21 protein-coding genes, 2 tRNA genes and 3 rRNA genes are annotated in these 20,398 nt (G+C 43.5%); 20 read left to right on the forward strand and 6 right to left on the reverse strand.

The features are described 5' to 3' along the window. The first annotated feature begins 63 nt into the window (after positions 1-63). The 11 genes from rplQ (at position 64) to salA (ending at position 8,632) form a co-directional block, all read left to right on the forward strand. Complete coding sequence (rplQ, locus tag EFK13_RS00870) at positions 64-426, forward strand: 50S ribosomal protein L17 (protein WP_003225836.1); 363 nt, start codon at positions 64-66, stop codon at positions 424-426. Between the two features lie 128 nt (positions 427-554). Next, positions 555-1,400: an energy-coupling factor ABC transporter ATP-binding protein gene (locus EFK13_RS00875; protein WP_129506934.1), complete on the forward strand. Its 846-nt coding sequence runs from the start codon at positions 555-557 to the stop codon at positions 1,398-1,400. Further along, entirely contained in the window at positions 1,376-2,245 is an 870-nt protein-coding gene (locus EFK13_RS00880; protein ID WP_129506933.1) for an energy-coupling factor ABC transporter ATP-binding protein, read from the forward strand. The genes EFK13_RS00875 and EFK13_RS00880 overlap by 25 nt, the downstream gene beginning before the upstream one ends. Then, the gene (locus tag EFK13_RS00885) at positions 2,242-3,039 is read left to right on the forward strand and encodes an energy-coupling factor transporter transmembrane component T family protein (RefSeq protein ID WP_129506932.1); all 798 of its coding nucleotides are present in this window, start codon (positions 2,242-2,244) and stop codon (positions 3,037-3,039) included. Before EFK13_RS00880 ends, EFK13_RS00885 begins: the two co-directional genes overlap by 4 nt. A 9-nt stretch (positions 3,040-3,048) precedes the next feature. After that, the gene (gene truA, locus EFK13_RS00890; protein WP_129506931.1) at positions 3,049-3,792 is read left to right on the forward strand and encodes a tRNA pseudouridine(38-40) synthase TruA; all 744 of its coding nucleotides are present in this window, start codon (positions 3,049-3,051) and stop codon (positions 3,790-3,792) included. 161 nt (positions 3,793-3,953) lie between these two features. Then, positions 3,954-4,391 carry a 50S ribosomal protein L13 gene (gene rplM, locus EFK13_RS00895; RefSeq protein WP_003225844.1) on the forward strand — a complete coding sequence of 146 codons (438 nt, stop codon included), beginning with the start codon at positions 3,954-3,956 and terminating at the stop codon, positions 4,389-4,391. Positions 4,392-4,411: 20 nt separating this feature from the next. Continuing rightward, complete coding sequence (gene rpsI, locus EFK13_RS00900) at positions 4,412-4,804, forward strand: 30S ribosomal protein S9 (protein WP_064814495.1); 393 nt, start codon at positions 4,412-4,414, stop codon at positions 4,802-4,804. A 497-nt stretch (positions 4,805-5,301) separates the two neighbouring features. Beyond that, the gene (locus tag EFK13_RS00905) at positions 5,302-6,066 is read left to right on the forward strand and encodes a class I SAM-dependent methyltransferase (RefSeq protein ID WP_129506930.1); all 765 of its coding nucleotides are present in this window, start codon (positions 5,302-5,304) and stop codon (positions 6,064-6,066) included. 195 nt (positions 6,067-6,261) lie between these two features. Further along, positions 6,262-6,705, forward strand: a complete 444-nt coding sequence (locus EFK13_RS00910) for a YbaK family protein (RefSeq protein ID WP_014662543.1) — start codon at positions 6,262-6,264, stop codon at positions 6,703-6,705. Between the two features lie 59 nt (positions 6,706-6,764). Continuing rightward, entirely contained in the window at positions 6,765-7,478 is a 714-nt protein-coding gene (cwlD, locus tag EFK13_RS00915) for an N-acetylmuramoyl-L-alanine amidase CwlD (protein ID WP_075747691.1), read from the forward strand. 95 nt (positions 7,479-7,573) lie between these two features. Beyond that, positions 7,574-8,632 carry an iron-sulfur carrier protein/transcriptional regulator SalA gene (gene salA / locus EFK13_RS00920; RefSeq protein WP_129506929.1) on the forward strand — a complete coding sequence of 353 codons (1,059 nt, stop codon included), beginning with the start codon at positions 7,574-7,576 and terminating at the stop codon, positions 8,630-8,632. A gap of 39 nt (positions 8,633-8,671) precedes the next feature. Here salA and gerD read toward each other — a convergent pair whose 3' ends face one another. Beyond that, the gene (gerD, locus tag EFK13_RS00925; protein ID WP_003241955.1) at positions 8,672-9,229 is read right to left on the reverse strand and encodes a spore germination lipoprotein GerD; all 558 of its coding nucleotides are present in this window, start codon (positions 9,227-9,229) and stop codon (positions 8,672-8,674) included. Positions 9,230-9,339: 110 nt separating this feature from the next. Between gerD and kbaA the strand changes: the two genes are divergently transcribed. Further along, positions 9,340-9,936, forward strand: coding sequence for a KinB-signaling pathway activation protein (kbaA, locus tag EFK13_RS00930; RefSeq protein ID WP_129506928.1), 597 nt, complete (start codon positions 9,340-9,342; stop codon positions 9,934-9,936). On the opposite strand, the gene pdaB is transcribed toward kbaA, so the two are convergent. After that, positions 9,937-10,701, reverse strand: coding sequence for a polysaccharide deacetylase family sporulation protein PdaB (gene pdaB, locus EFK13_RS00935; RefSeq protein ID WP_129506927.1), 765 nt, complete (start codon positions 10,699-10,701; stop codon positions 9,937-9,939). A gap of 351 nt (positions 10,702-11,052) precedes the next feature. On the opposite strand from pdaB, the gene EFK13_RS00940 reads away from it, so the two are divergent. From EFK13_RS00940 to EFK13_RS00960, 5 genes are all read left to right on the forward strand, one after another. Continuing rightward, positions 11,053-12,602: ribosomal RNA gene (locus tag EFK13_RS00940) — 16S ribosomal RNA — on the forward strand. Positions 12,603-12,771: 169 nt separating this feature from the next. Beyond that, positions 12,772-15,699, forward strand: a 23S ribosomal RNA gene (locus EFK13_RS00945). Positions 15,700-15,832: 133 nt separating this feature from the next. Next, a 5S ribosomal RNA gene (gene rrf / locus EFK13_RS00950) occupies positions 15,833-15,948 on the forward strand. Together the 16S, 23S and 5S rRNA genes with 2 tRNA genes alongside form the textbook arrangement of a ribosomal RNA operon. Positions 15,949-15,992: 44 nt before the next feature. Continuing rightward, positions 15,993-16,067, forward strand: a tRNA-Asn gene (locus EFK13_RS00955). A 2-nt stretch (positions 16,068-16,069) separates the two neighbouring features. Then, positions 16,070-16,142: transfer RNA gene (locus EFK13_RS00960), tRNA-Thr, on the forward strand. Positions 16,143-16,247: 105 nt separating this feature from the next. Here the strand turns inward: EFK13_RS00960 and EFK13_RS00965 are convergent. The 3 genes from EFK13_RS00965 to arr form a co-directional block, all read right to left on the reverse strand. After that, complete coding sequence (locus tag EFK13_RS00965) at positions 16,248-16,442, reverse strand: tyrosine-type recombinase/integrase (protein ID WP_240034937.1); 195 nt, start codon at positions 16,440-16,442, stop codon at positions 16,248-16,250. Between the two features lie 323 nt (positions 16,443-16,765). Further along, positions 16,766-17,068, reverse strand: a complete 303-nt coding sequence (locus tag EFK13_RS00970) for an N-terminal phage integrase SAM-like domain-containing protein (protein WP_240034938.1) — start codon at positions 17,066-17,068, stop codon at positions 16,766-16,768. 609 nt (positions 17,069-17,677) lie between these two features. Continuing rightward, complete coding sequence (gene arr, locus EFK13_RS00975) at positions 17,678-18,094, reverse strand: NAD(+)--rifampin ADP-ribosyltransferase (protein ID WP_129507418.1); 417 nt, start codon at positions 18,092-18,094, stop codon at positions 17,678-17,680. Between the two features lie 866 nt (positions 18,095-18,960). Here arr and EFK13_RS00980 point away from each other — a divergent pair. From EFK13_RS00980 to EFK13_RS00990, 3 genes are all read left to right on the forward strand, one after another. Further along, the gene (locus tag EFK13_RS00980) at positions 18,961-19,275 is read left to right on the forward strand and encodes a hypothetical protein (protein WP_162499657.1); all 315 of its coding nucleotides are present in this window, start codon (positions 18,961-18,963) and stop codon (positions 19,273-19,275) included. A 222-nt stretch (positions 19,276-19,497) separates the two neighbouring features. Further along, complete coding sequence (locus EFK13_RS00985; RefSeq protein ID WP_129507419.1) at positions 19,498-19,785, forward strand: hypothetical protein; 288 nt, start codon at positions 19,498-19,500, stop codon at positions 19,783-19,785. 55 nt (positions 19,786-19,840) lie between these two features. Then, positions 19,841-20,122: a hypothetical protein gene (locus EFK13_RS00990; protein ID WP_407062064.1), complete on the forward strand. Its 282-nt coding sequence runs from the start codon at positions 19,841-19,843 to the stop codon at positions 20,120-20,122. A gap of 98 nt (positions 20,123-20,220) precedes the next feature. Here EFK13_RS00990 and EFK13_RS00995 read toward each other — a convergent pair whose 3' ends face one another. Then, on the reverse strand, positions 20,221-20,319 hold the full coding sequence (locus tag EFK13_RS00995; RefSeq protein ID WP_129507420.1) for a YjcZ family sporulation protein: 99 nt from the start codon (positions 20,317-20,319) through the stop codon (positions 20,221-20,223). Positions 20,320-20,398 lie beyond the last annotated feature (79 nt).

The following is a 20,398-nucleotide window of genomic DNA, read 5'->3' on the forward strand; positions in this document are numbered from 1 at the left end:
GAACTAGGATTTTCGTGTGTTTATTATTCAGAAACAGCATTCCAATAAAGGAGGGGACATCACATGTCATACAGAAAACTAGGACGTACGAGTGCACAGCGTAAAGCTATGCTTCGTGATCTTACAACTGATTTGATCATCAACGAAAGAATCGAAACAACTGAAACACGTGCGAAAGAACTTCGCTCTGTAGTTGAAAAAATGATCACGCTTGGCAAACGCGGTGATCTTCACGCTCGCCGTCAAGCTGCTGCATACATCCGCAACGAGGTTGCAAACGAAGAAAATAACCAAGATGCACTTCAAAAATTATTCTCTGACATTGCAACTCGTTACGAGGAGCGCCAAGGTGGATACACACGTATTATGAAGCTTGGTCCTCGCCGTGGTGACGGAGCACCAATGGCAATTATCGAATTGGTTTAATCACATATTTTTGTGTATCTAAAGAAGGGCGGGACAGTTTCTAACTGGATCTATGCCCTTTTTTTAGATACTGCAACTTTTTTATATAGAGAAAAGCAGAGCATTAGCTGAGAGGAGGCCGGTTTTCCATGAATCAAAATCAGTTGATATCGGTAGAGGATATCGTTTTTCGATATCGGAAAGACGCAGAAGGACGAGCACTAGACGGCGTCTCCCTGCAGGTGTATGAGGGTGAATGGCTTGCAATTGTAGGTCATAACGGTTCAGGGAAATCAACACTGGCTCGGGCATTGAATGGTTTAATCCTTCCTGAATCAGGTGACATAATGGTTGCCGGGATTCAATTGACAGAGGAATCGGTTTGGGAAGTGCGTAAGAAGATAGGTATGGTCTTTCAAAATCCGGATAACCAATTTGTCGGAACGACTGTTCGCGATGATGTGGCTTTTGGTTTAGAAAACAATGGTGTACCGCGGGAAGAAATGATTGAGAGAGTAGACTGGGCAGTAAAACAGGTAAATATGCAAGATTTTCTCGATCAAGAGCCGCACCATCTCTCCGGAGGCCAAAAGCAGAGAGTTGCGATTGCGGGGGTTATCGCCGCACGTCCTGATATTATTATCTTAGATGAAGCAACATCCATGCTTGATCCGATCGGGCGAGAAGAAGTGCTTGAAACGGTAAGACATTTAAAGGATCAGGGCATGGCGACTGTTATTTCCATCACACATGATCTGAATGAGGCAGCAAAAGCAGACAGGATCATTGTCATGAATGGCGGTAAAAAATATGCCGAAGGGCCGCCTGAAGAGATTTTCAAATTGAATAAAGAACTTGTTCAAATTGGGCTTGATTTACCCTTCTCATTCCAGCTTAGCCAGCTTTTAAGAAAAAATGGACTGGCTTTGGAAGAAAATCATTTGACTCAGGAAGGGCTGGTGAAAGAGCTATGGACATTACAATCAAAGATGTAGAACATCGTTATCAGATGAAGACGCCGTTTGAGCGCCTTGCACTGTATGATATCAATGCATCGATTAAAGAAGGCAGCTATGTAGCCGTTATCGGGCATACAGGCTCTGGCAAGTCCACTCTTCTTCAGCACCTGAATGGTCTCCTGAAGCCGACGAAGGGACAGATATCACTAGGCAGCACTGTTATTCAGGCAGGGAAAAAGAATAAAGAGCTAAAAGCCCTTCGAAAAAAAGTCGGAATCGTTTTCCAATTTCCTGAGCATCAATTATTCGAAGAAACAGTTCTTAAAGATATTTCATTCGGACCGATGAACTTTGGTGTGAAAAAAGAAGATGCTGAACAAAAAGCGAGAGAGATGCTGCAGCTTGTAGGTTTATCAGAAGAGCTTTTGGACAGATCGCCTTTTGAATTAAGCGGGGGGCAAATGCGCAGAGTTGCAATCGCCGGCGTACTTGCAATGGATCCTGAGGTACTTGTTCTTGATGAACCGACTGCAGGATTGGACCCAAGAGGGCGAAAAGAGATTATGGACATGTTTTATGAGCTTCATCAACGGGGAAACCTGACGACAATCCTAGTGACACACAGCATGGAGGATGCAGCTGCATACGCTGATGAAATGATTGTCATGCATAAAGGAACGATACAAGCATCAGGCAGTCCGCGTGATCTATTTTCACAAGGTGAAGAGATGGCTGGCTGGGGGCTGGATCTTCCGGAAACAATAAAATTCCAAAGACAGCTGGAAGCTGCACTAGGTGTCAGATTTAAAGGGCCTATGCTTACAATTGAAGATGCCGCAGCTCAAATCCGTGCTCTTTTTCAGGGGGAGAAGACCTTATGATGGACAGCATGATTATCGGCAAATACGTACCGGGCTCTTCACTTGTACATCGGCTTGATCCCAGAACAAAGCTTATCACGATCTTTTTATTTGTCTGTATCGTATTCCTAGCCAATAATGTGCAGACATATGCGCTGCTTGGATTATTTACTGTAGGCGTCGTCTCTTTAACAAGAGTTCCTTTCTCTTTTTTAATGAAAGGGTTAAAGCCTATCATCTGGATTGTCCTATTTACGTTCCTGCTTCACATTTTAATGACACATGAAGGGCCGGTTATCTTTCAATTAGGCGTTTTCAAAATCTACGAGGGCGGTTTGGTTCAAGGGATATTCATTTCTCTTAGATTCGTCTATCTGATTTTAATCACAACCTTATTAACGCTGACGACGACACCGATTGAGATTACCGATGGAATGGAACAGCTGCTGAATCCATTGAAAAAATTAAAGCTTCCTGTTCACGAGCTGGCTCTTATGATGTCTATTTCTTTGAGGTTTATTCCGACCTTGATGGAGGAGACAGATAAGATCATGAAGGCTCAGATGGCGCGTGGCGTTGATTTTACAAGCGGACCTGTCAAAGACCGAGTGAAGGCTATTGTTCCGCTTCTTGTCCCGCTCTTCGTCAGTGCGTTCAAACGCGCCGAAGAGCTTGCTGTGGCAATGGAAGCAAGGGGCTATCAAGGCGGAGAGGGACGTACGAAATACAGAAAGCTGGTATGGACAGGAAAAGACTCTTCTGTCATTGTCAGCTTGATGATTTTGGCTGCTTTGTTATTTTTCTTAAGGACTTAGAGGTGCTGTATGAGACTGAAATGCACGATTTCTTATGACGGACATTTGTTTAATGGATATCAGGTGCAACCGGGCAAAAGGACGGTTCAGGATGAACTTGAGAAGGCTTTGGCTGTCCTGCATAAGTCGAAAGACAGAATTCCGGTCGTATCGTCAGGAAGAACAGACAGCGGGGTTCACGCAGCCGGACAAGTCATACATTTTGATAGTCCGCTGTCTATCCCGGCGGAGAGATGGCCGTATGCCTTAAATGCACTGCTTCCGGACGATATCGCAGTCAAACAGGCAGAAATTGCGGATGATGGGTTCCATGCACGATTTAGCGCAGTCAAAAAAGAATATCGCTACTTTGTATACACGGAGAAACACCCGGACGTATTTAAACGGCATTACGCTTACCATTTTTCATATCACCTTAATGTGCAGAACATGAGAGAAGCGGCAAAGCATCTTATAGGAACACATGATTTTACAAGTTTTTGCGCGGCTAAAACAGAAGTGCAGGACAAGGTAAGAACGATTTACGAACTTGATTGGACTGAGACGGATGACGGCCTGCAAATGCGGATCATAGGCAGCGGTTTCTTATACAATATGGTCAGAATTATTGCAGGTACTTTGCTTGATGCAGGTATTGGAAAAATTTTTCCCGATGATGTGAAATCCATGCTGGAAGCGAAGGATCGCGAAGCGGCAGGCCGCACAGCACCGGGGCATGGACTATATTTATGGAACGTTTACTATGACAACTAAACCAGGTGTATAATATTTTCTTGACAGAGTCTGCATAAAGTTATAAGATATCATATGGTATGTATTTCAACCCCACGATAAGCCCCGGAACTTATTGTGTTGTGAAATAGAACGTAATCGAAGTTTATTGAAAATGACAGATCATTTAGGAGGGAAATTCAATGCGTACAACACCTATGGCTAACGCAAGTACTATTGAACGCAAGTGGTTAGTTGTTGATGCTGCTGGCAAGACTTTAGGTCGTCTTTCTACAGAAGTTGCATCTATCCTTCGCGGAAAACACAAACCAACTTATACACCACACGTTGATACAGGAGATCATGTGATCATCATCAACGCTGAAAAAATCGAGTTAACTGGTAAAAAGTTAACTGACAAAATCTACTACCGTCACACTCAACATCCAGGCGGATTAAAATCAAGAACTGCTCTTGAAATGCGTACAAACTACCCTGAGAAAATGCTTGAGCTTGCTATCAAAGGCATGCTTCCAAAAGGTTCTCTAGGTCGTCAAATGTTCAAAAAATTGAACGTATACCGTGGTTCTGAGCATCCACACGAAGCACAAAAACCTGAAGTTTACGAACTTCGCGGTTAATTAAAAAGGAGGTTACCAATTTGGCACAGGTTCAATATTACGGTACTGGCCGTCGTAAAAGCTCTGTAGCGCGTGTGCGTTTAGTTCCAGGAGAAGGTCGTATCGTCGTTAATAATCGTGAAATCAGCGAACATATCCCATCTGCAGCTTTAATCGAAGATATCAAACAACCATTAACTTTGACTGAAACAGCTGGAACTTATGATGTTTTAGTAAACGTACATGGAGGCGGCTTATCTGGTCAATCTGGAGCAATCCGTCACGGTATCGCTCGTGCTTTGCTTGAAGCAGATCCAGAATACCGTACAACTCTTAAACGTGCAGGTCTTCTGACTCGTGACGCTCGTATGAAAGAACGTAAAAAATACGGTCTTAAAGGCGCTCGTCGTGCACCTCAGTTCTCAAAACGTTAATTTTACGTTTTCAAGCTCTCGACCTTTTGTCGGGAGCTTTTTTGTTTTAATAAAACGTCCCATATACAATATCTTGCCATCTCCGCATACAGATAATAACCAATGAACGCTGAAAGAGCTAAGCAAAATGCTTGCTTATAAACGATCCCGCTGTAATAATCATGATAGCTTTCATTTCATTACCAGCTAGTTCGTTTCTGGAATCTGGTCAATTTTTTTATAGTTATGTCGTCAGTCCAGCTCATTCTAACCACTGCTCTCCCATCTGTTACATCTCTCTGCTGATTCTTCAACTGTATTATAGTTCGGAGGAACACTAGCTCTTTGCTCGTGACACCATTTGACGAAATAAGTGTAAATCTGATGACGTAAATCACATAGCTCCTTTGTGATTTTTTTGTTTTTTTATGAACTTTTTTCTAAATATGCAAAGGGAAAGCGGTATCAATCTAGAAATATTTGTTATACTCTATACAATAAAATAAGGAGATCGATTCATGAATGCGTTAAAACATAATAGCAAAGCCTGGGATCAAAAAGTAGAAACAGGCAATGAATGGACTGTTGCTGTTGAGCAGCAAGTCATCGAACAAGCGAAAAAAGGCAATTGGGATATAAGGGTAACACCAATGAAAGATGTTCCAAAGGATTGGTTTCCCCCTGTCAAAGGCCTGAAGGTGCTCTGTTTAGCTTCAGGAGGCGGTCAGCAAGGCCCTGTTTTGGCAGCCGCAGGAGCGGATGTCACTGTGTTAGATAACTCGGAAAAACAGCTGGATCAGGATAAAATGGTTGCTGAGCGTGATGGTCTCACGATACATACTGTCAAAGGAAGCATGGACGATCTTAGTCAATTTAAAGATGAATCATTTGATGTCATTGTACATCCTGTTGCCAATGTTTTTGTTGAGAATGTCCTCCCGGTCTGGAAGGAAGCGCACCGTGTGCTGAAGAGAAACGGCGCTCTAATTTCAGGTTTTGTAAATCCTGTCGTATTTCTGTTTGATGTAGATTTAGAACAGCAAGGTGTTTTAAAAGTAAAACACTCCATTCCATATGCCGACTCAGAAGATCTTCCAAAACATAAAGTGAAAAAACTGATTGAAAATAATGAGGCTCTGGAATTCGGGCATTCCCTAGAAGACCAAATCAAGGGCCAAATTGATGCCGGTTTTATCGTCACTGGTTTTTATGAAGATAAAGGCGGCTTTGTCTTGGACCAATATATCCATACATATTCTGCAACAAGAAGCGTGAAATTATGAAAAGCAGCGACCTATTAGAGGGGCTGCTTTTTTAATATCTCTTCGCAGAACACTTGTTCCACATCCTGCGAAAAGCTGCTAAATCCTCTTCTTTTTATTGATTCACACCTTCATTTGGGCGAATTTCCAACCGAATTCTGGCATTGTTTCATCATCCGAACCTCAAAATATCGGTATAAGGAGAGTGAATTTTATATGGCAGAAGTACTGTCTTTTATGGATGTGAAACGCCAAAAGGATTTTGAATTAGAAAAGAACTTGCTCAAAGAACTCTCTCTGAGACAAATTATTCAGTCTGTTAAGGACTGTTTGGAACCATTATTCCCGTTTTTACATGATGAAAGAGATATTATTAGCGAAGGCTGTATTGATTTTGCGATAGAAGCTTATTTGTTAGGCGGACGTTTTGGGATATTCGGCTATTACGGAGAATCCATGCAGAGCATCAGTGCCCGCTCTGCAAGAGAAGAAGAAGAGCTTCGGATGGAGTTTTTTGATTATCTCTATAATTGGATACACGAGCAATACGCGACATTTGATAAAAATACGGTGTATGAAGCAGCACGCAAGTTCATTAAAGACTGGTGGACAGCGGGATTTGTCCAAAGAGAAAAACAGTGTAAGCTTCGCATGCGATAATCATATTTCCCGGCCCTGTCCCATAGTTATGTAATAACGGACAAGCGGGAGGGGAAGGGATGAGGAAAAAGCTTAAATGGCTCAGTTTTTTGCTAGGCTTCATCGTATTATTATTTCTGTTCAAGTATCAGTTCAGCAATAACGATTCTTGGAAGCCGTGGAGTCTGCCCTTGAGCGGGAAAATTATATATCTAGATCCAGGTCATGGCGGGCCTGACGGCGGAGCAGTCGGCGGAAAGATGTTAGAGAAGGATGTAACCTTGGAAGTGGCCTTTAGAGTCAGGGATTACCTTCAGGAACAAGGAGCGCTTGTCATCATGACCAGGGAAAGTGATACTGATCTCGCTCCAGAAGGAACGAAGGGCTACAGCAGACGAAAAGCGGAAGACTTAAGACAGCGAGTTAAATTAATTAACCATTCAGAGGCTGAACTCTATATCAGCATTCACCTCAATGCAATTCCGTCGCAAAAATGGAGCGGAGCCCAAAGCTTTTATTACGGAAAATATGCGGAAAATGAGAAAGTCGCGAAATACATTCAAGATGAATTGAGAAGAAATCTGGAAAATACAACCCGGAAAGCGAAGCGGATTCATGGTATCTACTTAATGCAAAACGTCACCAAACCGGGGGCGCTTGTGGAAGTCGGATTTTTATCCAATCCGAGTGAAGCAAAGCTGCTCGGGAAACCGAAATACCAGGACAAGGTGGCATCTTCCATATATAAAGGCATTTTGCGATATTTCACAGAAAAAGGAGACCCTCCAGAGTAAAGGAGGGTTTTCTTATGGTTTGAAGCATAAGACACCCGCCATTTATGTATGATATAATAATGATTGTAAACGAATACACAAAAGGGTGAGGTTCGATGATAAGAGAAGATGAAGTAAGAAAACTAGTCGGTGAAATGCGCGAACCTTTTCTTCAAAGACCTCTGGGAGAATTGGATGCCGTTAAAGAAATTAAAATAAAGCCTGAAAAACGGCATGTCAGTGTAAAAGTCGCTCTTGCAAAAACCGGTACTGCAGAACAAATGCAGATTCAGCAAGAGATTGTAAACGTCTTAAAAGGGGCAGGAGCTGAGACGGTCGGCCTTCGATTTGAAGAGCTGCCGGAAGAAACGGTTGCTAAATTCCGGGCGCCGTCAGCTGAGAAAAAAACATTGTTAAATATGGATAACCCGCCAGTCTTTCTTGCTGTAGCAAGCGGAAAAGGCGGCGTAGGTAAGTCAACTGTGTCAGTAAACCTTGCTATTTCTCTGGCTCGTCTCGGGAAAAAGGTCGGTTTAATTGATGCGGATATTTATGGCTTCAGTGTGCCGGATATGATGGGCATCACTGTGCGTCCAACAATCGAAGGAGAAAAATTGCTTCCAGTTGAACGCTTCGGGGTAAAGGTGATGTCAATGGGCTTTTTCGTAGAAGAAAATGCTCCGGTCGTATGGAGAGGACCAATGCTTGGCAAAATGCTGAATAACTTTTTCCACGAAGTAGAGTGGGGAGAAGTAGACTATATTGTTCTTGATCTTCCGCCTGGAACAGGGGACGTCGCTCTCGATGTACATACAATGCTTCCGAGCTGCAAAGAAATCATCGTATCGACGCCGCATCCAACAGCCGCTTTTGTCGCGGCCAGAGCGGGCTCTATGGCGATTAAAACCGATCATGAGGTCGTTGGTGTCATAGAGAATATGGCTTATTATGAAAGCGCAAAGACAGGGGAAAGAGAGTATGTCTTTGGAAAAGGCGGAGGAGATAAACTAGCTGAGGAACTAAATGTGCCTTTGCTCGGCAGAATCCCGTTGAAGCAGCCTGATTGGGATAAGGATCAATTTGCTCCGTCTGTTTATGACGAAAATCATCCCATCGGAGAAATATATCAGGACATTGCAAAAGAATTAGTTGCCAAAATGTCAGTGCGAGTATAAAAAAGGTGAACCGGGATGTCTATATATCCCGGCTTCCCTTTATTCACTTTCTTTAGCGGTGTCTTTTGCTGCTTTTTTCAGCTCATCTTCGAACTGTTTTTTGTAAAGCGGACTAGAAAGGGTTTCGTTAATAACCTCTTCTAGATAACTTCGGAATTCTTGGCTTTTTGCCAGTTCGCTGTACTTTTTATTCATGCCCGGATCTTGCATAACACCCATCAGCATCTTCTGATAATCCGGATCCTTCATCAGTTTTTTTATCACTTTTTCATGCTCTGTCTGAAGAGTTTTAGCAAAACCTTCGGCAAAATCAGTGTCTTCAAAGATGTTTTTCCAAAATTCCTCACCTTTTTTAGAGGTAAGTGTTTTTTCTATTGTTCCTTTAATCGCATCTTGGTCAATCACCAGCGCTTCATTCATCGCATCATCGTTTAATAATTCCTTAATGGCTTTCTTTCCATCATCAGTTTTTAATATATCAACAACCATTTTTTTGGTCTGATCATAGTCCATATCCGCTGCTTGGTCTTTTGGAGCACAAGCTGTTACAGATAATAACAAAAAACAGCTCATCAATAGCGTTTTGGCTTTTGACATGCTTAAGCTCCTTTCAGATACTTGTCTTACTTTTAATATGATTCATCTGTTTGGAATTATACATAACAAAATATCGCGGTTTTGCGATTTTTGAGAGGATGAATAAAGAAATGAAAAGCCGTGGTTTAGTTCGTTTTTTCTTTTCTATCTTAGCTGTCGGAGCGATTATTACGAGTATTGTGGGTTTTGCTTTAAAATGGGGAGAATATAAGGGGCTGTTTCTTGCTTTCGAAGCGGGGCAGATCTTCTCTGTTTTACTTTGGTTTATCGGTGTAGGCATGATTTTCAGTGTAATCAGCCAAATGGGTTTTTTCGTGTTTTTAACAGTTCATCGGTTTGCGCTTGAGATATTAAGGTCCTCATCTTTGTGGAATTTGCTTCAATTGTTTTTTATTCTGTTTGTTGCTTTTGATCTCATGTACGTCCGTTTTTTATTTTTTGGAGAGAGCGGGGAATCGATGGCGGGCTATGCGTGGCTGCCGGTATTTTTACTGATCTTTGGTGTGATCACAGCTTATTTAAAGCAAAAGCAGTCCTCTAAGAAAACGTTTATGTCATCGTTATTTTTAATGGTTGTGATTACTGCATTAGAATGGTTTCCTGCGTTAAGAGTAAATAATGAGGACTGGCTTTATTTAATGCTTTTTCCGTTAATGGCGTGTAATGCTTTCCAATTGCTGATGCTGCCGAAGTTTGCAGCGAAGTAATTACTTCACCTCAGAGGATTTGGCATCTGAATTTGCGATAAGATCACCCACGGTTACATTTTTTAATCCTTTCTCTTTCAGCTGATGGATGATATCGGGCAACGCTTCTTCTGTTTGTTTTGCCGAGTCGGAGGCGTGTAAAAGAATAATATCTCCTCCGGAAACTTGTTTGGTCGCATTGTCGATGATTTTCTCAACGCCGGGATTTGTCCAATCTTGAGAGTTCACACTGTAATGAACGACTGTATAATTGTATTGCTTTGCGACCGTTAGAACATTCTTGTTAAATTGTCCGGTAGGGGGTCTTAATAGCTGTATGTCTTCGATCCCTAACTTTTCAAAGACAGTTTGCGCACGGTTAATGTCCTTTTTTATTTCACTGCTCTCTAAATTGGCGTAGTTTTTATAGGCGTAGCCCATGCTCCCGATTTGATGGCCATCCTTTACGATACGCGCCACTGTGTCAGGGTGGCGTTCTGCCCAAGAAGCGGAAAGGAAAAATGTCGCATTTTTAACTCCGTTCGCTTTCAGAGTATCAAGAATGGGTTCTGCTTTCTCATCACCCCAGCTGATATCAAAAGTAAGTGCGATGTCTTTCGAGTCTGTTTCTCCTTTATAAATGGCTTTAGGTCCAGTGTCAGTTGAAAACACGGGAAGCGGAACAGCTCTTTGGATATAAAAAAAGCTGGCTGCTGCAAATGCGGCGATAAGTATGATAATAAATTGTTTTACTCGTTTAATGTGCCACACATAGAAGTGATTCACTGATGATGCCTCCTTATCTTGTCCATCATTCTTGTGTTATATCTTATGAGCATGGCCAATCGAATATAACTGATAAAAAGTCTTTTTATATTCCGCTTAAATTAGGTGTTGACCTTTTGATAATATCCGTGATATATTGTTATTCGTCGCTGATAAACAGCCGACATTAACCAAAAGCTTCATTAAATACTTTGAAAAAAGTTGTTGACTTAAAAGAAGCTAAATGTTATAGTAATAAAGCTGCTTCGTTAAGCGGCAGTTATGATCTTTGAAAACTAAACAAGACAAAACGTACCTGTTAATTCATTTTTATAAAATCGCACAGCGATGTGCGTAGTCAGTCAAACTACTTTATCGGAGAGTTTGATCCTGGCTCAGGACGAACGCTGGCGGCGTGCCTAATACATGCAAGTCGAGCGGACAGATGGGAGCTTGCTCCCTGATGTTAGCGGCGGACGGGTGAGTAACACGTGGGTAACCTGCCTGTAAGACTGGGATAACTCCGGGAAACCGGGGCTAATACCGGATGCTTGTTTGAACCGCATGGTTCAAACATAAAAGGTGGCTTCGGCTACCACTTACAGATGGACCCGCGGCGCATTAGCTAGTTGGTGAGGTAACGGCTCACCAAGGCAACGATGCGTAGCCGACCTGAGAGGGTGATCGGCCACACTGGGACTGAGACACGGCCCAGACTCCTACGGGAGGCAGCAGTAGGGAATCTTCCGCAATGGACGAAAGTCTGACGGAGCAACGCCGCGTGAGTGATGAAGGTTTTCGGATCGTAAAGCTCTGTTGTTAGGGAAGAACAAGTACCGTTCGAATAGGGCGGTACCTTGACGGTACCTAACCAGAAAGCCACGGCTAACTACGTGCCAGCAGCCGCGGTAATACGTAGGTGGCAAGCGTTGTCCGGAATTATTGGGCGTAAAGGGCTCGCAGGCGGTTTCTTAAGTCTGATGTGAAAGCCCCCGGCTCAACCGGGGAGGGTCATTGGAAACTGGGGAACTTGAGTGCAGAAGAGGAGAGTGGAATTCCACGTGTAGCGGTGAAATGCGTAGAGATGTGGAGGAACACCAGTGGCGAAGGCGACTCTCTGGTCTGTAACTGACGCTGAGGAGCGAAAGCGTGGGGAGCGAACAGGATTAGATACCCTGGTAGTCCACGCCGTAAACGATGAGTGCTAAGTGTTAGGGGGTTTCCGCCCCTTAGTGCTGCAGCTAACGCATTAAGCACTCCGCCTGGGGAGTACGGTCGCAAGACTGAAACTCAAAGGAATTGACGGGGGCCCGCACAAGCGGTGGAGCATGTGGTTTAATTCGAAGCAACGCGAAGAACCTTACCAGGTCTTGACATCCTCTGACAATCCTAGAGATAGGACGTCCCCTTCGGGGGCAGAGTGACAGGTGGTGCATGGTTGTCGTCAGCTCGTGTCGTGAGATGTTGGGTTAAGTCCCGCAACGAGCGCAACCCTTGATCTTAGTTGCCAGCATTCAGTTGGGCACTCTAAGGTGACTGCCGGTGACAAACCGGAGGAAGGTGGGGATGACGTCAAATCATCATGCCCCTTATGACCTGGGCTACACACGTGCTACAATGGACAGAACAAAGGGCAGCGAAACCGCGAGGTTAAGCCAATCCCACAAATCTGTTCTCAGTTCGGATCGCAGTCTGCAACTCGACTGCGTGAAGCTGGAATCGCTAGTAATCGCGGATCAGCATGCCGCGGTGAATACGTTCCCGGGCCTTGTACACACCGCCCGTCACACCACGAGAGTTTGTAACACCCGAAGTCGGTGAGGTAACCTTTTAGGAGCCAGCCGCCGAAGGTGGGACAGATGATTGGGGTGAAGTCGTAACAAGGTAGCCGTATCGGAAGGTGCGGCTGGATCACCTCCTTTCTAAGGATATTTACGGAATATAAGACCTTGGGTCTTATAAACAGAACGTTCCCTGTCTTGTTTAGTTTTGAAGGATCATTCCTTCGAAACGTGTTCTTTGAAAACTAGATAACAGTAGACATCACATTCAATTAGTAACACAAGATATCACGTAGTGATTCTTTTTAACGGTTAAGTTAGAAAGGGCGCACGGTGGATGCCTTGGCACTAGGAGCCGATGAAGGACGGGACGAACACCGATATGCTTCGGGGAGCTGTAAGCAAGCTTTGATCCGGAGATTTCCGAATGGGGAAACCCACCACTCGTAATGGAGTGGTATCCATATCTGAATTCATAGGATATGAGAAGGCAGACCCGGGGAACTGAAACATCTAAGTACCCGGAGGAAGAGAAAGCAAATGCGATTCCCTGAGTAGCGGCGAGCGAAACGGGATTAGCCCAAACCAAGAGGCTTGCCTCTTGGGGTTGTAGGACACTCTGCACGGAGTTACAAAAGAACGAGGTAGATGAAGAGGTCTGGAAAGGCCCGCCATAGGAGGTAACAGCCCTGTAGTCAAAACTTCGTTCTCTCCTGAGTGGATCCTGAGTACGGCGGAACACGTGAAATTCCGTCGGAATCCGGGAGGACCATCTCCCAAGGCTAAATACTCCCTAGTGACCGATAGTGAACCAGTACCGTGAGGGAAAGGTGAAAAGCACCCCGGAAGGGGAGTGAAAGAGATCCTGAAACCGTGTGCCTACAAGTAGTCAGAGCCCGTTAACGGGTGATGGCGTGCCTTTTGTAGAATGAACCGGCGAGTTACGATCCCGTGCAAGGTTAAGCAGAAGATGCGGAGCCGCAGCGAAAGCGAGTCTGAATAGGGCGCATGAGTACGTGGTCGTAGACCCGAAACCAGGTGATCTACCCATGTCCAGGGTGAAGTTCAGGTAACACTGAATGGAGGCCCGAACCCACGCACGTTGAAAAGTGCGGGGATGAGGTGTGGGTAGGGGTGAAATGCCAATCGAACCTGGAGATAGCTGGTTCTCTCCGAAATAGCTTTAGGGCTAGCCTCAAGGTAAGAGTCTTGGAGGTAGAGCACTGATTGGACTAGGGGCCCCTACCGGGTTACCGAATTCAGTCAAACTCCGAATGCCAATGACTTATCCTTGGGAGTCAGACTGCGAGTGATAAGATCCGTAGTCGAAAGGGAAACAGCCCAGACCGCCAGCTAAGGTCCCAAAGTATACGTTAAGTGGAAAAGGATGTGGAGTTGCTTAGACAACCAGGATGTTGGCTTAGAAGCAGCCACCATTTAAAGAGTGCGTAATAGCTCACTGGTCGAGTGACTCTGCGCCGAAAATGTACCGGGGCTAAACGTATCACCGAAGCTGCGGACTGTTCTTCGAACAGTGGTAGGAGAGCGTTCTAAGGGCTGTGAAGCCAGACCGGAAGGACTGGTGGAGCGCTTAGAAGTGAGAATGCCGGTATGAGTAGCGAAAGAGGGGTGAGAATCCCCTCCACCGAATGCCTAAGGTTTCCTGAGGAAGGCTCGTCCGCTCAGGGTTAGTCGGGACCTAAGCCGAGGCCGAAAGGCGTAGGCGATGGACAACAGGTTGATATTCCTGTACCACCTCCTCACCATTTGAGCAATGGGGGGACGCAGGAGGATAGGGTAAGCGCGGTATTGGATATCCGCGTCCAAGCAGTTAGGCTGGGAAATAGGCAAATCCGTTTCCCATAAGGCTGAGCTGTGATGGCGAGCGAAATATAGTAGCGAAGTTCCTGATTCCACACTGCCAAGAAAAGCCTCTAGCGAGGTGAGAGGTGCCCGTACCGCAAACCGACACAGGTAGGCGAGGAGAGAATCCTAAGGTGATCGAGAGAACTCTCGTTAAGGAACTCGGCAAAATGACCCCGTAACTTCGGGAGAAGGGGTGCTCTGTTAGGGTGCAAGCCCGAGAGAGCCGCAGTGAATAGGCCCAGGCGACTGTTTAGCAAAAACACAGGTCTCTGCGAAGCCGTAAGGCGAAGTATAGGGGCTGACGCCTGCCCGGTGCTGGAAGGTTAAGAGGAGCGCTTAGCGTAAGCGAAGGTGCGAATTGAAGCCCCAGTAAACGGCGGCCGTAACTATAACGGTCCTAAGGTAGCGAAATTCCTTGTCGGGTAAGTTCCGACCCGCACGAAAGGCGCAACGATCTGGGCACTGTCTCAACGAGAGACTCGGTGAAATTATAGTACCTGTGAAGATGCAGGTTACCCGCGACAGGACGGAAAGACCCCGTGGAGCTTTACTGCAGCCTGATATTGAATGTTGGTACAGCTTGTACAGGATAGGTAGGAGCCTTGGAAACCGGAGCGCCAGCTTCGGTGGAGGCATCGGTGGGATACTACCCTGGCTGTATTGACCTTCTAACCCGCCGCCCTTATCGGGCGGGGAGACAGTGTCAGGTGGGCAGTTTGACTGGGGCGGTCGCCTCCTAAAAGGTAACGGAGGCGCCCAAAGGTTCCCTCAGAATGGTTGGAAATCATTCGCAGAGTGTAAAGGCACAAGGGAGCTTGACTGCGAGACCTACAAGTCGAGCAGGGACGAAAGTCGGGCTTAGTGATCCGGTGGTTCCGCATGGAAGGGCCATCGCTCAACGGATAAAAGCTACCCCGGGGATAACAGGCTTATCTCCCCCAAGAGTCCACATCGACGGGGAGGTTTGGCACCTCGATGTCGGCTCATCGCATCCTGGGGCTGTAGTCGGTCCCAAGGGTTGGGCTGTTCGCCCATTAAAGCGGTACGCGAGCTGGGTTCAGAACGTCGTGAGACAGTTCGGTCCCTATCCGTCGCGGGCGCAGGAAATTTGAGAGGAGCTGTCCTTAGTACGAGAGGACCGGGATGGACGCACCGCTGGTGTACCAGTTGTTCTGCCAAGGGCATCGCTGGGTAGCTATGTGCGGACGGGATAAGTGCTGAAAGCATCTAAGCATGAAGCCCCCCTCAAGATGAGATTTCCCATTCCGCAAGGAAGTAAGATCCCTGAAAGATGATCAGGTTGATAGGTCTGAGGTGGAAGTGTGGCGACACATGGAGCTGACAGATACTAATCGATCGAGGACTTAACCACATTTTGATTGATGTCACACCTGTTATCTAGTTTTGAGAGAACACTCTCTAAAAGGCGGAAAGGCAAGGAAACTCCGCTAAGGGCTCTCACATCCTGTGAGAAACGCCCAGTACCTTCATCCTGAAGGCATTTGTTTGGTGGCGATAGCGAAGAGGTCACACCCGTTCCCATACCGAACACGGAAGTTAAGCTCTTCAGCGCCGATGGTAGTCGGGGGTTTCCCCCTGTGAGAGTAGGACGCCGCCAAGCAGATTTATTATATCTACCATGTTTGTTTATGAAGCTTATATTATTCCGCAGTAGCTCAGTGGTAGAGCTATCGGCTGTTAACCGATCGGTCGTAGGTTCGAGTCCTACCTGCGGAGCCATTGCTTCCATAGCTCAGCAGGTAGAGCACTTCCATGGTAAGGAAGAGGTCAGCGGTTCGAGCCCGCTTGGAAGCTTATCTAAAATACGTTGATCTTATGCAGTTTCCGCGAAATATGGAACTGTTATTTTTTTGTCTAAAATAGGTGGGTGTCATACGGGTGGCAAATTAGAGAATTTCTCTAAAATGTCCCCGTTTTTAATATATTATTGATTGCATCAGCAACTAATATATCTGATTCACGGTTAGCATGAGTGTAAATATTCAATGTGGTTTGAACGTTCGCGTGGCCAAGCCTTTGAGAAATTGCTTTAATGTTTAATCCAGGTACTTTCCCAATTTGATTTATTAACATTGTCGCGTGTGAGTGTCTCATATCATGAAGACGCCCTGCCTTGATATCGTGTCTCTTAGTGAATCTCTGCCACCATGTTTAAATTTGCTTTTACTGGTGGATTTCGTAGAGGTGAACTATTGGCAATCGATGAAACAGATTTATTTTTTGATACTAATGAAGTCAGAATTGATAAGTCTTTACAATATACAAAGAAGAAAGGTTATCGGTTTAAAGATCCTAAAAGTAATTCTTTCCGTTAAGTTACGATGCCTCCTGTCATAACTCTGTTCCTCAATGAAGCGTGTTCATCTAATAGCATAAAGATTTCCTTTATTTCTTCTTCAGTATAAAATTTCGTATCATTATATTTTTGTTTTTGCCGCTTTACATTTTCTGCTGGGTTTTCCTTTATAATTTTCCACTGCTGCTCTTCCTAAGATATCTCTAATGATTCGATATTTTGCATGAATGCTTGATGTTGAGACATCATTTTCTCGTTGGTATTCTTCTAAGAAATTTAATATGTGAATCGGCTGAATCTCGTCTAAGTACATGTCTCCAAAATAGGGCTGTATTTCTTTCCCCATAAAATATTCATAAGTTTCACGAGTTTTATCATCGAGATGATCCAGAGCGTATTTTTTCTCCCAGTCCTCTATGAACATATTAAATGTTCGTTTGTGTGGTGTGATATAAGCGCCGGCTTCAACTTTGTTTTGAATTTATACCATTCACTCTCCAAGTAATTGCGCAGCTTTTTAGTGGTTTTTAATAAAGCCGGATCCTCTATTCTAATTGTTTTGACCTTTCTTTTACGCTTGCTCTTTACCGATATCAACAACTAATCGATATGACTTTTCGCCTCTTTTTTCAATTGTTGGCATATAAAATTTTCTCCCTTTCTTTATTCTTTTGAATCATGAATGATTGGTACTTAAAGGTGAATAGCTTATAGAAGTACATATCCAATCTTGAAATCATGATTGAACTGGGTATAAAATAAGATTAGTTCTATAGGTGAAAAGACAAGCTATATACAATATCGCAACAGCGCTCGGAATAATCTGAGGGCTGTTTATTTTTTTGAATTTCATGTTCAAAAGTTTTTAACAAATAACCCGTTATCCCCACTTTAACTATTTACTTATTGATCCTATTATTGGAATAAGTTTTATATTACCAATAAAAAAGGCCGCCCATTACATATTAGTTTATAGGACGGCCTTCATTCTTGATATCTGGCACTTGGCTGATGTTTTAATAAACTTGAGAAATCAATCGTATATTATATTTTTTCCTTCTTCGCTTAACTTTTTTAAAGATGTAAGCATATGATTTATTTCTTCATCGGAATGTCTTTCCCATGAACCTAATTCAGCTACTATTTTCAAGGGAGATTTAGATCTATAAGAACGTGTTGGGTTTCCAGGAAATTTTTTGTCAGTTAAATTCGGATCATTTTCAAACTCACCTAATGGTTCTACAATATAAATTCTCTCTTTTGAATTAGATCTTGCTAATTCAGCACCCCATTTAGCAGCATTTAATGTTCCTGTGAAATAGATATGGTTGGACTTTTTATCCTGATAATTGGATAAGTACAGCGGCTCAAGCAGGTCTCCAATTTTTAGTTCTGCTTTAGTACCATGAAAAAATGGACCTGGATCTAAGACATTTTTCTTGTCGTTCATATAGCCACACCCCTTATACTTTTTGACTTGCGTATAACAGTATAAGGCCGGACATGAGTGGAAAAACAGTCTATAAATAATTTTCAAATAGGGTTATAATAAAAGTAGAGATTAAGATGTTATCGGAAACTAACCATCCAAATAAAAAAAGACTGCTAAATATTGAGCAGTCTTTTTTTTATTTCTAAACTCCCCAGCTTCTTTATGAAATGTATTCATCTCTTTGTTGAATCTGTTTCAATAATTCTTGGTTAAATTTCATTTACTCCTCTTTAAAATTTTCAAATTGTTTTAGTAATTGATCGTCACCTTGAGAAATCAACAAACTCAGCAACAAGTGTCTTTACAAAATGGTAGGATTGATGTAAAAGAGCAAGCCTAAATGGTTTTCTCTTTTTTTAGTATCTGTATTTCTAAAATCACCGACAAAAACCCGATAAAAAGCCGACAAAATGGGTGCTTTTTTCGATAGCGTTTTGTCATACGATAGAGACAAGAAAATGATCGTGAATAACAGTCCAAAAAGGAGATACGTACGGACGCTGATCTTTTGTACAGAAAATTGTACAGCTGATTGGTGGCCGTTTTTTTTATGGCCATACCAGGAGACGCACCTTTCCTTTATCAAGTGTCACCCGGATGTATCGAATGACTATGAAGGTCGTTAGCTTCACAGGAGGAGCGGCTGGAGTCTATGCAGTATTGCGCGCGATAGTCACGGGGCACGCGAGCGGTGAGATCCCGCTTGCAAGGAAAGTCTTACACCGGCTCTCCATTTTCTTTGCTTCCTCCTGGGGAAAATCTGCGGGCCACAAATAAAAGCGAATAACGTAAGGCGGTGCTTATTCGGCAAGGAGTAATGAAAGATGAAGATGAGAGACGTTATATCTGCTGACACGAAACAGCAGCTTAAAAAAGTGTTAAGTCCCTCAACAAAGGCAGATGAACCTGACGAGAAACGGATTGGGAAGAAATCATGGGAACGAGACGTGACACCTTCAGACGTGTGGGCGGCCGAATCCGGAGAAAGTGAAATGATGGGAACAGCCGTCATGTATCGGGAGTATGGCTGCCGGTGCTTTGCGAGAGGGATAGGAGCACAAAAGGGAGGAAATCGGAATGGCTTCATTAAAGGGAGTAAGCGCCAATCCAACAAAACAGAATCATACTTGGATTCCTAAATATTGAAAAAGTGCCTCCGATATAAGTTTAGGAGGTGATTATTTATATGCAAAACCAACCAAATAATTGAATTTGATAATCATAGATGCAGAAATTTATTTGCAACGAATTGAAAAGAACATACATAAAAAAGCTTCTCTGATCAAATTTCATTTAGAGAAGAAATCAAAAAGTGCCATGATAGAAAGCAAATTCAAATGCTCCTGGGCAGGTTGGAAGATATGATCGAAAATAAAAAAGCATCAAGTCACTTTACTACAGCTTTCTTTGCAATTCTGTCTTTTATTATAGGGAGTACATTAAATTATGGTCTCAGTCTGACAGAAGAAGCAGAAGGAAACGCTGTTTCGACAATTATCATATTGTTTTTTTATACTGCCGGAGGAATTTGGTTTATATCATCTTTTAAGTATTCAAAGAGACTAAGAAAATTGAGCAGTTATAAAAGATTATTACAAGAGTGTTTAGAAGAAATGTCAGATAAAAGACATTTTAGAAGAAGAGTATAAACAAGCTCCAGACACCTTACTGAATAAGGTGTTTTTTTATTGGAGGCGAAACATCATGGATATTAGAACTATGCCACTAGAAAAGATTAACCCCGCTCCATACAATCCCCGGTCCCTTTCTGATGATGAAAAAGAAAATCTCCTTCTCCTGCTTAGTGCCGAGTTGTTAGAGAACATCAGTCAATCAAAAGAGAAATACCGGAATATCATTCAAGCAGGTATCGCCCAGTGGGGCAAAGACTTCCAAAGCGGCCATATCAAGGTGAATACTGTGGACGATTTAAAAAAGCTCATAGAGCTTGATATAAAGCTTGTTATAGAGCTTCAGAAGTACTAATTAATCACATATCAAAACGCCATAAAAACTTCTTATGGCGTCTGCTATTCACAGGGAGGTGAATTCAAAAAGGCCGCTTTTGATTGAAGTGCCTCATACTAATAAAGGAATGCAGCACCAACAATGATTAATAGAATGAATAGCACTACGATTAATACGAAGCTGCTACCATAGCCATTTGAGTAACCGTTTGACATGTTATCACCTCTTTTAGTGGAGATAATATAAGATATGCCAAGCAATAATATTCGACAATAGATTAAAGTCTAAAAAAGA

It is taken from the genome of Bacillus cabrialesii, from assembly GCF_004124315.2.
Taxonomy (GTDB): domain Bacteria; phylum Bacillota; class Bacilli; order Bacillales; family Bacillaceae; genus Bacillus; species Bacillus cabrialesii.